14 protein-coding genes and 1 other annotated feature are annotated in these 12,557 nt (G+C 45.2%); all 14 genes read right to left on the minus strand.

All coding sequences use genetic code 11. The features are described 5' to 3' along the window. Positions 1–93: 93 nt before the first annotated feature. Positions 94–3,639, minus strand: coding sequence for a DNA-directed RNA polymerase subunit beta (gene rpoB / locus NSS82_RS32060; RefSeq protein WP_038573461.1), 3,546 nt, complete (start codon positions 3,637–3,639; stop codon positions 94–96). 422 nt (positions 3,640–4,061) lie between these two features. Next, positions 4,062–4,661, minus strand: coding sequence for a class I SAM-dependent methyltransferase (locus NSS82_RS32065; RefSeq protein WP_076099618.1), 600 nt, complete (start codon positions 4,659–4,661; stop codon positions 4,062–4,064). A gap of 111 nt (positions 4,662–4,772) precedes the next feature. Then, entirely contained in the window at positions 4,773–5,132 is a 360-nt protein-coding gene (rplL, locus tag NSS82_RS32070) for a 50S ribosomal protein L7/L12 (RefSeq protein ID WP_036680508.1), read from the minus strand. Between the two features lie 65 nt (positions 5,133–5,197). Next, positions 5,198–5,701, minus strand: a complete 504-nt coding sequence (gene rplJ / locus NSS82_RS32075) for a 50S ribosomal protein L10 (protein WP_076099619.1) — start codon at positions 5,699–5,701, stop codon at positions 5,198–5,200. A 64-nt stretch (positions 5,702–5,765) separates the two neighbouring features. Next, positions 5,766–5,918: a sequence feature (ribosomal protein L10 leader region), on the minus strand. 67 nt (positions 5,919–5,985) lie between these two features. After that, positions 5,986–6,678, minus strand: a complete 693-nt coding sequence (rplA, locus tag NSS82_RS32080; protein ID WP_036680504.1) for a 50S ribosomal protein L1 — start codon at positions 6,676–6,678, stop codon at positions 5,986–5,988. 82 nt (positions 6,679–6,760) lie between these two features. After that, positions 6,761–7,186 (minus strand): 50S ribosomal protein L11, encoded by a 426-nt coding sequence (gene rplK / locus NSS82_RS32085; RefSeq protein ID WP_036680502.1) that lies wholly within the window; start codon positions 7,184–7,186, stop codon positions 6,761–6,763. A gap of 74 nt (positions 7,187–7,260) precedes the next feature. Further along, a complete protein-coding gene (nusG, locus tag NSS82_RS32090; RefSeq protein WP_036680499.1) occupies positions 7,261–7,794 on the minus strand; it encodes a transcription termination/antitermination protein NusG in 534 nt (177 codons plus the stop codon). A gap of 21 nt (positions 7,795–7,815) precedes the next feature. After that, a complete protein-coding gene (gene secE, locus NSS82_RS32095; protein ID WP_036680497.1) occupies positions 7,816–8,007 on the minus strand; it encodes a preprotein translocase subunit SecE in 192 nt (63 codons plus the stop codon). Between the two features lie 20 nt (positions 8,008–8,027). Further along, positions 8,028–8,177 (minus strand): 50S ribosomal protein L33, encoded by a 150-nt coding sequence (gene rpmG / locus NSS82_RS32100; RefSeq protein WP_076099620.1) that lies wholly within the window; start codon positions 8,175–8,177, stop codon positions 8,028–8,030. Positions 8,178–8,568: 391 nt separating this feature from the next. Next, positions 8,569–9,213, minus strand: a complete 645-nt coding sequence (sigH, locus tag NSS82_RS32105; RefSeq protein ID WP_036680496.1) for an RNA polymerase sporulation sigma factor SigH — start codon at positions 9,211–9,213, stop codon at positions 8,569–8,571. Between the two features lie 158 nt (positions 9,214–9,371). Next, positions 9,372–9,893: an NYN domain-containing protein gene (locus NSS82_RS32110; protein WP_036680494.1), complete on the minus strand. Its 522-nt coding sequence runs from the start codon at positions 9,891–9,893 to the stop codon at positions 9,372–9,374. Positions 9,894–9,895: 2 nt separating this feature from the next. Next, the gene (gene rlmB, locus NSS82_RS32115; protein ID WP_076105935.1) at positions 9,896–10,660 is read right to left on the minus strand and encodes a 23S rRNA (guanosine(2251)-2'-O)-methyltransferase RlmB; all 765 of its coding nucleotides are present in this window, start codon (positions 10,658–10,660) and stop codon (positions 9,896–9,898) included. A 36-nt stretch (positions 10,661–10,696) separates the two neighbouring features. Continuing rightward, positions 10,697–11,131 (minus strand): Mini-ribonuclease 3, encoded by a 435-nt coding sequence (locus NSS82_RS32120; RefSeq protein ID WP_038573467.1) that lies wholly within the window; start codon positions 11,129–11,131, stop codon positions 10,697–10,699. Then, positions 11,128–12,534, minus strand: coding sequence for a cysteine--tRNA ligase (gene cysS / locus NSS82_RS32125; RefSeq protein ID WP_076225059.1), 1,407 nt, complete (start codon positions 12,532–12,534; stop codon positions 11,128–11,130). The genes NSS82_RS32120 and cysS overlap by 4 nt, the downstream gene beginning before the upstream one ends. Between the last annotated feature and the right edge of the window lie 23 nt (positions 12,535–12,557).

Raw genomic sequence — 12,557 nt, forward strand, 5'->3', positions numbered from 1 at the left:
CCTGATTTAGTACCGCTTTGCCCTCTCCTGACTGTTACATCAAAAGAGGGCGTGCGGTCCTTTATAAAATGGAACTTTTAAGCTCCAGCTTGATTATTCTACTCCGACTTCTGAACCTTCTAAATTGAGGCTTAGTTTGTCGCCTGACGTCTCGTCCTCATCGTCCAATTCTCTCATTTCAATTTCCTGCTCGTCACCGCTAAGAATCTTAACATCCATACCCAGGGACTGCAGTTCTTTGATCAATACCTTGAACGACTCAGGAACACCTGGTTCCGGTACATTTTCACCTTTGACAATGGATTCGTACGTCTTCACGCGACCAACCACGTCATCGGATTTCACGGTCAAAATTTCTTGCAATGTATATGCAGCACCGTAAGCTTCAAGCGCCCACACTTCCATCTCCCCGAAACGCTGTCCACCAAATTGAGCTTTACCACCCAATGGTTGCTGCGTAACTAGTGAGTAAGGTCCTGTTGAACGGGCGTGAATCTTATCATCAACCATGTGCGCCAGTTTGATCATGTGCATGACACCAACAGTAACTTCACGTTCGAAGCGTTCACCTGTACGGCCATCATACAGTACAGTTTTACCATTACGCTGCATACCTGCTTCTTCCATCGTATCAAACACGTCGTACTCACGCGCTCCGTCAAATACCGGCGTTGCAATGTGAATTCCCAGACGCAATGCGGCCATACCAATATGGACCTCAAGCACCTGTCCGATGTTCATACGAGAAGGAACGCCCAGAGGGTTAAGAACAACCTGTACTGGCGTACCGTCCGGAAGGAACGGCATATCTTCTTCTGGCAGGATACGGGCAACGACACCCTTGTTACCGTGACGTCCGGCCATCTTGTCACCCTCAGAAATCTTACGTTTCTGAGCGATGTAGACACGAACTAATTGATTTACACCAGGAGGCAGCTCATCGCCGTTCTCACGTGTAAAGACTTTAACGTCCACGATAATACCATCACTACCATGAGGAACGCGTAAAGAGGTATCCCGTACTTCACGAGCTTTCTCACCAAAGATAGCGTGCAGGAGACGTTCTTCTGCTGTCAGTTCAGTCACACCCTTAGGAGTAACCTTACCAACCAGAATGTCACCAGCGCTGATTTCCGCACCGATACGGATGATTCCGCGCTCATCAAGATTGCGCAGAGCTTCTTCGCCGACGTTCGGAATATCGCGCGTAATTTCTTCAGGTCCCAGTTTAGTATCGCGAGCTTCAGATTCGTATTCTTCGATATGAATCGAAGTATATACATCTTCCTTAACCAGCTTTTCACTTAACAGGATCGCATCCTCATAGTTGTAACCTTCCCAAGTCATGAACGCAACGACTACGTTACGGCCAAGAGCAAGTTCGCCCATTTCTGTGGAAGGACCGTCTGCCAGGATATCACCCTTCTTAACAATGTCCCCTCTTTTAGCTAGAGGACGTTGGTTAATACAGGTACCTTGGTTAGAACGCATAAATTTGTGTAATTTATATTTAACGATATCGCCTTTAACTTCCTTGCCTTCGACAGTCTCAACGCGACGCAGCCAAATTTCATTAGCTGAAGAACGTTCGATAATACCGTCATACTTGGAAACGATACATACGCCAGAATCCTTAGCGGATTTATGTTCCATCCCTGTTCCGACCAGCGGAGCTTTTGGAATTAGAAGCGGAACGGCTTGACGTTGCATGTTAGATCCCATCAGTGCGCGGTTGGAGTCATCGTTCTCAAGGAACGGAATGAGCGCCGTAGCGACAGATACAACCTGTTTAGGCGAAACGTCCATGTAATCGACACGATTACTTGGCATCGTTGTAATGTTGTCTGAGTCTTTGTTGTAACGAACGATTACCATGTCTTCTTTAAAGGTGCCATCTTCTTCGATCAACACGTTAGCCTGAGCAACTACATAATTATCTTCCTCATCAGCAGTCAGATAGTCAATTTGCTCAGTCACCTTACCAGTCTTCGGATCCACCCAACGATACGGAGCTTCAATAAAGCCGTATTCATTGATGCGGGCAAAGGTGGACAAGGAGTTGATCAACCCGATGTTTGGACCTTCCGGCGTTTCAATTGGACACATCCGACCGTAGTGACTGTGATGGACGTCACGAACTTCAAAGCCCGCGCGTTCACGTGTCAAACCACCAGGTCCGAGGGCGGACAGACGACGTTTATGCGTAAGTTCCGCAAGCGGGTTCGTCTGATCCATAAATTGAGACAGCTGGGAGCTACCGAAGAACTCTTTAATAGACGCGATGACCGGACGAATGTTGATCAGAGCCTGAGGCGTAATCGCATTAGCATCCTGAATCGACATTCTTTCACGTACAACACGTTCCATCCGGGACAAACCGATACGGAACTGATTCTGCAAGAGTTCACCTACAGAACGCAGACGACGGTTACCCAAGTGGTCGATATCATCGGTATTGCCAATTCCGTGAAGCAAATTAATAAAGTAGCTGATCGAGGATATAATATCAGCTTGAGTAATATGCTTAACAGATTTGTCGATGTTGCCGTTAGCGATCAGCTTAATAACCCGGCCTTCTTCAATTGGCGAGAATACGTCAATTGTTTGAAGAGGAATATCTTCGCTGTCCATAACTCCGCCAGTAACGCGGTAGTTTTTAAAGGCAACATTTTTTTCGAAATATGGAATCAATTCATCAAGCAATCTACGATCGACCATTTGGCCGGATTCTGCCAGGATTTCTCCAGTAGAGTCATCAACCAAAGGCTGAGCAAGACGTTGATTGAAAAGACGGTTCTTAATGTGTAGCTTTTTATTGATTTTGTAACGGCCTACGTTAGCTAGGTCGTAGCGTTTTGGATCAAAGAAACGCGCAACCAGCAAACTTTTGGCATTGTCTAGTGTCGGCGGTTCGCCCGGACGCAAACGCTCATAAATTTCAATAAGCGCCTTCTCCGTGGAGTCCGTGTTGTCTTTATCCAGCGTATTGCGAATATATTCATCATTGCCAAGCAATTCCAGAATTTCGGCATCACTACCGAAACCGAGAGCACGCAAAAGTACGGTAACAGGAATTTTACGAGTCCGATCGATACGAACATACATAATGTCCTTAGCATCGGTTTCAAGTTCCAACCAGGCTCCGCGGTTCGGGATTACTGTGGCGGTGTAGGTTTTTTTGCCGTTCTTATCCACTTTTGTGCTGAAATAGACGCTTGGAGAGCGAACCAACTGGCTGACAATAACCCGTTCCGCACCATTAATAATAAAAGTGCCGGTCTCCGTCATCAGCGGGAAATCTCCCATGAACACTTCCTGCTCTTTAACCTCACCGGTCTCTTTATTAATGAGCCGCACCTTTACACGCAGAGGAGCCGCATACGTTACGTCCCGCTCTTTAGCGTCGTCAACCGTATATTTCGGTTCACCCAGGCTGTAATCAATGAACTCTAGTACCAAATTACCTGTGAAATCCTGGATCGGCGAGATGTCCTGAAACATTTCCCGCAATCCTTCCTCCAAAAACCAATCATAAGATTTTTGTTGGATCTCGATCAGGTTCGGGACCTCGAGTACCTCGTTAATTCTCGCATAGCTCCGCCGAGTGCGTCGACCATACTGAACAAGATGTCCTGCCAACTTTACTCACCCCTCATGTCTACTCACTTAAAAATTGATTGCGAACCCTTGTTTGGAACCGTATAATGGAACCATACTACAAGGATTCAGTCATAAATAAAAGAAAAGCCCTTATCGAAATCTTCGAAAAAAGAGCGCATTTATCCATGACCAAAATACTCCTTATCAAGTAGATTTGCCCAAAACGTACATATTATACGTCACCAAGCAATAGTTTATGCGCTATTATCTATTACCACGCAGCATTCGCTGCGTTAGAGCATAGACAACCAACTCGCAAAAACTTGCCGTGCGGCATGCGCTAGCCGGGCGACAATATATTGCTTGACATTTCAGCAAACTAAAGACATGGAGCCTATCTTAATACTGACATTTTATAATAATACCATTATCACTATCACATGTCAATAACCTATTGTATTTTATTTTTGCGCTTTAATAATACGATAGCCTTTGTCTTTCCCTACTTCTTCCACCATTGAGAACAAGCTTTCTAGTTTTGCCACTGCGGATGGAGCACCCTGCTTCTTCTGAATCACAATCCACAGATAGCCACCCTCATTTAAATGTTCATACGCATCTTCAAAAATCTTATGCACTACAGCTTTTCCTGCACGAATCGGAGGATTAGTTAGAATCACATCGAACTTCTGCTGATCATTCAATGCGCCGAGCACATCGCTTTCCATTATCGTAACATTCCGGATTCCATTGTGCTGAGCATTCTCACGCGCCAGTTCTACCGCACGACTGTTAATATCAATCATGGTCACATGTCCTTTGGGAGCTAGGTATGCTGCACTTATGCCAATCGGCCCATAACCACAACCTACATCAAGCACCGCTGAACCGTCCGGAATTATCATAGCTTCAATAAGAACTCGGCTACCGTAATCGATGTCTCCTTTAGAGAATACACCGGCATCGCTCGTAAAACGAAAGCTTTTGCCTCTTAGTACGGTATCAATGCTACGTCTGTCATGACGTACTTCCGGCTGCTGTGAATAATAATGTTGCGACATCTCTTTCCTCCCTTTCCTATTATGTTAGCAGTTGGTATATACGCCCTACTAACTCTATTTATAAAACAAACCCCTTGAACAAGTTCAAGGGGTTTTCAGTAATAGAAGGAATTACTTCACTTCTACAGCTGCGCCTGCTTCTTCCAATTTTGCTTTAGTAGCTTCGGCTTCGTCTTTGCTTACTTTTTCTTTGATTGCTTTTGGTGCGTTGTCTACAAGATCTTTAGCTTCTTTCAAGCCAAGACCAGTGATTTCGCGAACGATTTTGATAACGTTGATTTTGGAAGCGCCAGCGCCTGTCAAAATTACGTCAAATTCGGATTGCTCTTCAGCTACTGCTGCTACCGCACCGCCAGCTGCTACTGGAGCTGCTGCAGTTACGCCGAATTCTTCTTCAATTGCTTTAACCAGGTCGTTCAGTTCCAATACGCTCATGCCTTTAATTGCTTCCAAGATTGCTTCTTTACTCATGATTGAACCTCCATTTTATATTTAAATTTATTTGTGGTATTGATTATGCTGCAAGAGTCAAAGGCTTACGCGCTTTGTTCTTCTTTTTCAGCAACAGCTTTAACTGCAAGCGCGAAGTTGCGCATTGGAGCTTGAAGTACGCTAAGCAGCATGGACAGCAAACCATCGCGGGATGGAAGCTCAGCCAGTGCTTTCAGTTGTTCCGCGTCAATGACACGACCTTCAACTACGCCGCCTTTCAATTTCAAAGCGTCGTTTTTCTTGGCGAAATCGTTCAAAATTTTAGCTGGTGCTACTGCATCAGTTGTGCTGAATGCGATAGCTGTTGGACCAGTCAAAACTTCATCCAATTCACTCAACTCAGCCGCAGCAGTTGCGCGACGTAGCAATGTGTTCTTCAGGACTTGAAACTCAACGCCAGCTTCACGAAGTTGCTTACGCAGTTCAGTCACTTGGGAAACGTTCAATCCACGGTAGTCAGCTACAACAGTCGAAAGACTGTTTTGCAGTTTTGCAGTAACGACGTCAACCGCGTCTTGTTTTGCTTGAATTACTTTTGCATTTGCCAATGTATACACCTCCTGAAAATTTATGTGTCGGCGTTCTTTCCAAGGAAAGCTTCACCGCTCCTACGCAGGCAGTAGAAAAGCCTCCGCAGAATCACGAAGGCTTGATAAAACGAAAGTTATACGAGCGAGCTCGTTACTTCTTGTTTCTATCACAACACCTCGGTAGGAAATTAAGCCCTAAGGCACCTACTGTCTACGGTAAGCATATTCAAGGTTAAGATTGATACCTTAAGTTTCACAACTGTTATAGATTATCAAAATTGACTCAAAGAGTCAACCCTTAATTATCTGAAGACGGTTGTGTTCACACGAGCGCTAGGACCCATTGTGGAAGAAATCGAGATGCCTTTAAGGTATACACCTTTAGCAGCAGCTGGTTTCGCACGGTTCAAAGCGTCGATAAGAGCTTTAAGGTTATCGTTCAATTGTGCAGCATCAAAGGACACTTTGCCGATTGGCGCGTGAATTTGACCTGCTTTGTCGAGACGGTATTCGATTTTACCGGCTTTGATTTCTTGCACAGCCTTGGAAACATCGAATGTAACTGTGCCAGCTTTAGGGTTAGGCATAAGACCTTTACCACCAAGCAGACGACCCAGTTTACCGACTTCACTCATCATATCAGGTGTAGCTACACAGACATCAAATTCAAACCAGCCTTGTTGAATTTTGTTGATCATGTCTTGATCACCAACAAAATCAGCGCCAGCAGCTTCTGCCTCTTTCGCTTTTTCACCTTTTGCAAATACAAGCACGCGTTGTGTTTTACCAGTGCCGTGAGGCAGGACAACAACACCACGAACTGCTTGGTCTTGTTTACGCGGGTCTACACCCAGACGAACTGCTGCTTCAACGGTTTCGTCGAACTTAGCAGTCGCTGCCTTTTTCACAAGCTCTACAGCTTCTGAAGGCTCGTAAGTTGCTTCGCTGTTGATCAGCTTAGCAGCTTCTTGGTATTTCTTACCATGTTTAGCCATGAAAATGTTCCTCCTTTGTGGTGTTAGCGGAAATTCCTCCCACATACTTGCGGGTCACGAATGACCGATTCTTCGAAAACTACTAGTCTTCGATTGTGATACCCATACTGCGGGCAGTACCTTCAACCATACGCATTGCAGCTTCAACAGTTGCAGCGTTAAGGTCAGGCATTTTTGTTTCAGCAATTTCACGTACCGCAGCGCGGCCGATTTTTGCTACTTTTTTCTTGTTTGGTTCGCCGGATCCTTTTTCTACTTTAGCAGCGATGCGAAGCAGAACAGCAGCCGGAGGAGTTTTAGTGATGAAAGTAAAGGAACGGTCTTCAAATACTGTAATTTCAACCGGAATGATCAAGCCAGCCTGGTCGGCAGTACGAGCATTAAATTCCTTACAGAATGCCATGATGTTGACACCTGCTTGACCTAACGCCGGACCTACTGGAGGCGCTGGATTCGCTTTCCCTGCAGGAATCTGCAGTTTCACCATTTTAATAACTTTTTTAGCCATGAGTGACACCTCCTTGCAAAAATAGTGGTCTTCGAACGCCAATAGCGCTCTCCCACAAGAAACCCTAGCTTATGTTATATTTTCTCCACTTGAGTGAAATCCAACTCTAGCGGGGTTTCCCGTCCAAACATGTTAACATGCACTTTGATCTTGCTCTTGTCAGCCAAAATTTCTTCCACGGAGCCCACAAAATTCGCAAACGGACCAACCATAATACGTACGGATTCCTTGATTTCGAAATCAATCTTCGCTTTAGGTTCAACCATGCCCATATGCTTCAGAATTTGTTCTACCTCTTCCGGAAGCAAAGCTGTTGGTTTAGACCCTGAGCCTGTCGAACCAACAAATCCAGTAACGCCCGGAGTATTGCGGACAACATACCAGGAATCATCAGTCTGAACCATTTCCACCAAAACATATCCGGGGTAAACTTTACGCATAACGGTTTTTTTCTTACCGTCTTTGTTTACGATTTCTTCTTCCATAGGAACAAGAACGCGGAATATTTTGTCTTCCATGCCCATGGACTCAACGCGCTTTTCCAAATTGGCTTTGACCTTATTCTCATACCCAGAATAGGTATGAACGACATACCATCTTTTTTCCATATCAAGCCACCTGGGACCTCTCTAAATAATCGCTTCAATCACAGCGGAAATACCGATGTCCAGAACCCAGAAGTAAATAGCGACAACTACAATCGTACCGAGAACGATCAATGTATAGTTGGTCAATTCTTTACGACTTGGCCAGCGAACCTTTTTGAGTTCACTCCAGCTCTCAGTGAAAAAGGAAAACATAGACTTGAAACTACGTTTCATGCCGACTACACCTCCACAGACTATCTGGTTTCGCGATGAGGAGTTTGCGAGTTACAATACTTGCAAAATTTCTTCATCTCCATGCGGTCGGGGTGATTTCGCTTGTTTTTGGTAGTCGCATAGTTTCTTTGTTTGCAACTTGTACAAGCCAAAGTGATAATTACCCGCATGATGTGCACCTCCCGAGACGTCCTTCTAATTCACATTAGAAGACGCAAATATTGATCCTAAAAAAAAGCCGCGAATTTAGGCCTACCTAAAACACTTTAGCATAATGTCAAGGTCTGTGTCAACGAAAGAATTCCGTTCTGCACTGGGTAATTCCGGGTTTAGTAGTCATATGGCCGTACCCTGTCTTTGGGTCTATCTCTTCCTCACACTTCGCTGTCTTCCTTACCATTATGGGGTATTCCGTCTGTGTATAAACCTACCTTCAACGGCAACGACTAAAATCGGCTCAAATAGAAATTTATGGTGCAAGCACCTAATTCTATCCGAGTGATTTCAAAAAGACTAAAAAAAAGAACTCGATGTCCGAGCCCTCTCTTGTTCATTATATCATCAATTGTCACGTACTTCTAGATATCTTTCTAATTTCCTTTTTACTCGTTGTAGAGCGTTATCAATAGACTTCACATGCCGCTTAAGATCTTCAGCAATCTCTTGATAGGATCTTCCGTCTAAATACAACATCAGAACCTTGCGCTCCAAGTCACTTAGAATCTCCGCCATCTTATCTTCAAGACCAATGAATTCTTCTTGATTAATAATTAGCTCTTCTGGATCTAGAACCTGTGTTCCACAAATGACATCCATAAGTGTTCTATCAGAATCTTCGTCATAAATGGGCTTGTCCAAGGAAACATAAGAGTTCAGCGGAATATGTTTCTGACGAGTGGCCGTCTTAATAGCCGTTATAATCTGTCGTGTAATGCAGAGCTCAGCAAAAGCCTTAAATGAAGAGAGCTTGTCACCTTTAAAGTCACGAATAGCCTTGTATAGACCAATCATTCCTTCTTGTACAATATCTTCACGGTCTGCCCCGATCAAGAAATAAGAGCGGGCTTTAGCACGTACAAAGTTACGGTATTTATTAATCAAGTGTTCTAATGCGCCACTGTCGCCACCACGGAAAGCCTCGACAATATCTTCATCACTTATGAAATCATACTCAGACAGCATTATTTCCTTGAGGTCGACACTCACCAAGAATCCCCCCGGCTGCAACGCAAGACACATCGTTACTTCGCGAAATATAGGATCAGTATATATTATGTTACCTTCCACCGTCAACCGGAGTTTGTCCAAAATCAATCTAGAATAGCATAAATTGGAATAAAATATTTCCTGATTCTTCCTCGATCTCACTGCCTGCGCCATTTTTCCAGCTTACTGCGCACATCGGGAGGCAGTTTGTCTTCCAAAGAATGACGAGTAGAACTGACACCGCCAGGTTCGATAGCTTTTTTTACTTGTTTTTGATTCTCTTCAATTTCCAGATGCAATTCCCTTGCCGAAATTCGCAATGCACCTTGTGCAAAAATAATATGCTGCTCTATAAAATCACTCGTAGCCACATAGATCTGCCGGCGCCGATTGCTATATTCCCCAACCAGTCGCTCAATGCATTCATCTGCGGTTTCTTTTTCCTTGGTGAAGTACACCTGGACCTTACCCTGGACAAAAGACCTTCCCAACCCCGGAACACGGTATGCATCAAAAACAGCAATAACTCTTCGTCCAGAGAAAGCCTGGTAATCTGCCAGCAAATCCATCAAGCGGTCGCGTGCTTCCTGCATACCAATCTGGGACAGTGCCACAAGTTCCGGCCAGCCACCGATCATGTTATATCCATCCACAAGCAGCACATCGCGCCAGTCGGCCATAGCTATCCCTGCTGTTGCCGGCGGCGTATCACTTCATACATAATGACTCCTGCGGCGACAGAGGCATTTAATGAATTGATCTTTCCGGCCATCGGCAGCTTAAGAAGCACATCACATTTTTCACGAATCAGGCGTCCCATTCCTTTATTCTCATTGCCGATTACAACAGCTACCGGACCCGTGAAAATATCGGATTGGTATAGATTCTGATCGGTATCCACGTCTGTTCCTACTACCCAGACTCCCTGCTCTTTTAGACGGTCAATGGTCTGACCCAGGTTTGTAACCCGGGCAACCGGAACATACTCCACAGCACCCGCGGATGTTTTGGACACGGTCGCAGTTATCTGAGCCGAACGGCGTTTAGGTACGATTACCCCATGTACTCCAGTGCAATCCGCCGTCCGCAGAATCGAGCCCAGGTTATGAGGATCTTCAATTTCATCAAGCAAAATAAGGAATGCCGGTTCTCCTTTGGCTTCTGCTATAGCTAACAAATCATCCACTTCAACATAGGCAAATGGTGCTGCTTGTGCAACCACCCCTTGATGCTGCACACCTGGTGCCAGTTGATCCAGCTTACGCTTGTCCACATGCTGAATGACAATTCCAGCTTTCCGGGCTTCGGCAACGATGGGTGCTGTCAGATGCTTCTGGGCTGTCTCTGCGATCCATATTTTATTTAATGTACGACCAGCACGAAGCGCTTCAAGCACAGAATGCTTCCCTGCCAATATTTCCTCTTCAGTCTTCAATTCTTCTTCCATGTTCACTTCTCCTATTTTCTATTTCGCCAAAGCCTATCACGGCTGTTTCAACATAAACTGTATACCCTTGTGCACAATTTCTTCTATTCTCTCCTGTTGTCCTGTGTAGTACAAGTAACCAATCAAGCACTCAAAAGCTGTAGCATGACGGTATTCAAGCACATCCGCATTCTTAGGAACACTTCCCGATTTCGCATTTCTCCCCTGACGGGCGACATCCTTCTCCTCTTCCGTGAGACTAGGCTCCAAAAAGTTCAGAATTGCACACTGTGCTTTAGCGGATACCAGCCCTGTAGCAGAACGATGCAAATGGTTCGGACGCAAATTCGGAAGAGATACTAAATACTGGCGAACAGCCACCTCATAGATAGCATCTCCTACATAAGCTAGAACAATAGGCGAAAGTAGTCGCGCAGGTTTGGAAGGCTCATAAGGAAACCATCCGTTATCAAACTTGCGTTCCTCACTCATTTACGACGCCACCGCATTCCTTGTGGAGTATCCTCAAGCAATATGCCCAAGCGGCCTAATTCATCACGGATCTCGTCAGACCGGCTCCAATTCTTATTCTTACGAGCTTCTACCCGCTCGGCGATCAACCGTTCAACTTCTTCACTTGCAATTTCCTCTTCCAGTTCAGGCGTCAAACGCAGCACAGCATTCATTTCGCCAAAGGCTTGCAGTAATGCAGCAAAATCAGCAGGAGCAGCCTCGTTATTCGCAAGCGTATGGTTTGCCAGGCTCACCCAATCGAACATAGCCGTGATCGCATCAGGCGTATTAAAGTCATCCTGCATTCTAGCATGGAAATTGGCCACTATAGCCGACAGCTTATCATTAATCTCTGAGTTGACCTCACCTTGAGCACCATCAGCAGCGAGTTCAAGCCGATGTTTAACGTTACTCTCTGCAAGCGTGATCCGTTCAACGCTCTTTTCGGCGGAAGTCATAGATTCCTCTGAGAAATTCAACGGGTTGCGGTAATGGGTCGATAGCATGAAATAGCGGATAGCTCCTGCTTTAAAACGCTCACGGATGTCTTTTACAAGCCAGCCATTACCGAGCGATTTCGACATTTTCTCATCACCAATGTTGATAAATCCATTATGCATCCAGTAATTAGAGAGTGGTTTACCAGTCAGAGCTTCAGTCTGAGCGCATTCGCATTCATGATGCGGGAACTGCAAATCTTGTCCACCACCATGGATATCGATCGTATCCCCCAAGAACTCCCGCGCCATAGCCGAGCATTCAATATGCCAGCCGGGACGTCCGTCTCCCCAAGGGCTACTCCAGTGCACTTCACCAGGTTTGGCTGCTTTCCAAAGCACAAAATCCTCCGGTTTTTCCTTACGTGAGTCCACCTCAACACGGATACCAAACTGCAGCTCATCCAGATTCTGACGAGATAATTTACCGTAGTCTTCAAATTTTGAAGTGCGGTAATATACATCGCCACCGCTTTCGTATGCGAATCCTTTTTCCTCAAGCTCTTTAATAAATCCAATAATCAGCTCCATGCTTTCCGTTACACGGGGATTCAAGGTTGCCGGTTTAACACCAAGCCCTTCCAGATCCTCACGGTAAGCAGCAATGAAAGTTTCCGCTACCTCTGCTACAGTAGTGTTCATTTCTTCGGCTTTGCGAATCAGTTTATCATCAACATCCGTGAAATTCGTAACATAACGCACCTCATTACCTAACTGCTCCAAGTAATTCCGGACCATATCAAAAACAATTATAGGTCTAGCATTTCCGATATGCATATATCCATAAACGGTTGGACCACACACATACATCTTAACTTTGCCCGGCTCCTGGGGCACAAACTGCTCCTTGCTGCGTGTCATTGTGTTATATATTTGTAAAGCCATCCTTATTCCAGCCCTTTCTGTTC

This window comes from Paenibacillus sp. FSL H7-0735, from assembly GCF_038008505.1.
GTDB lineage: Bacteria > Bacillota > Bacilli > Paenibacillales > Paenibacillaceae > Paenibacillus_AQ > Paenibacillus_AQ odorifer.

Bases quoted from the DNA above. Each gene is read 5' to 3' on its own strand.
- rplL (WP_036680508.1), bottom strand. From the start codon at position 5,132: ATGAGTAAAGAAGCAATCTTGGAAGCAATTAAAGGCATGAGCGTATTG.
- rpmG (WP_076099620.1), bottom strand. From the start codon at position 8,177: ATGCGGGTAATTATCACTTTGGCTTGTACAAGTTGCAAACAAAGAAAC.
- rplA (WP_036680504.1), bottom strand. From the start codon at position 6,678: ATGGCTAAACATGGTAAGAAATACCAAGAAGCTGCTAAGCTGATCAAC.
- cysS (WP_076225059.1), bottom strand. From the start codon at position 12,534: ATGGCTTTACAAATATATAACACAATGACACGCAGCAAGGAGCAGTTT.
- NSS82_RS32110 (WP_036680494.1), bottom strand. From the start codon at position 9,893: ATGGCCGACTGGCGCGATGTGCTGCTTGTGGATGGATATAACATGATC.
- secE (WP_036680497.1), bottom strand. From the start codon at position 8,007: ATGAAACGTAGTTTCAAGTCTATGTTTTCCTTTTTCACTGAGAGCTGG.
- rlmB (WP_076105935.1), bottom strand. From the start codon at position 10,660: ATGGAAGAAGAATTGAAGACTGAAGAGGAAATATTGGCAGGGAAGCAT.
- nusG (WP_036680499.1), bottom strand. From the start codon at position 7,794: ATGGAAAAAAGATGGTATGTCGTTCATACCTATTCTGGGTATGAGAAT.
- NSS82_RS32065 (WP_076099618.1), bottom strand. From the start codon at position 4,661: ATGTCGCAACATTATTATTCACAGCAGCCGGAAGTACGTCATGACAGA.
- rplK (WP_036680502.1), bottom strand. From the start codon at position 7,186: ATGGCTAAAAAAGTTATTAAAATGGTGAAACTGCAGATTCCTGCAGGG.
- NSS82_RS32120 (WP_038573467.1), bottom strand. From the start codon at position 11,131: ATGAGTGAGGAACGCAAGTTTGATAACGGATGGTTTCCTTATGAGCCT.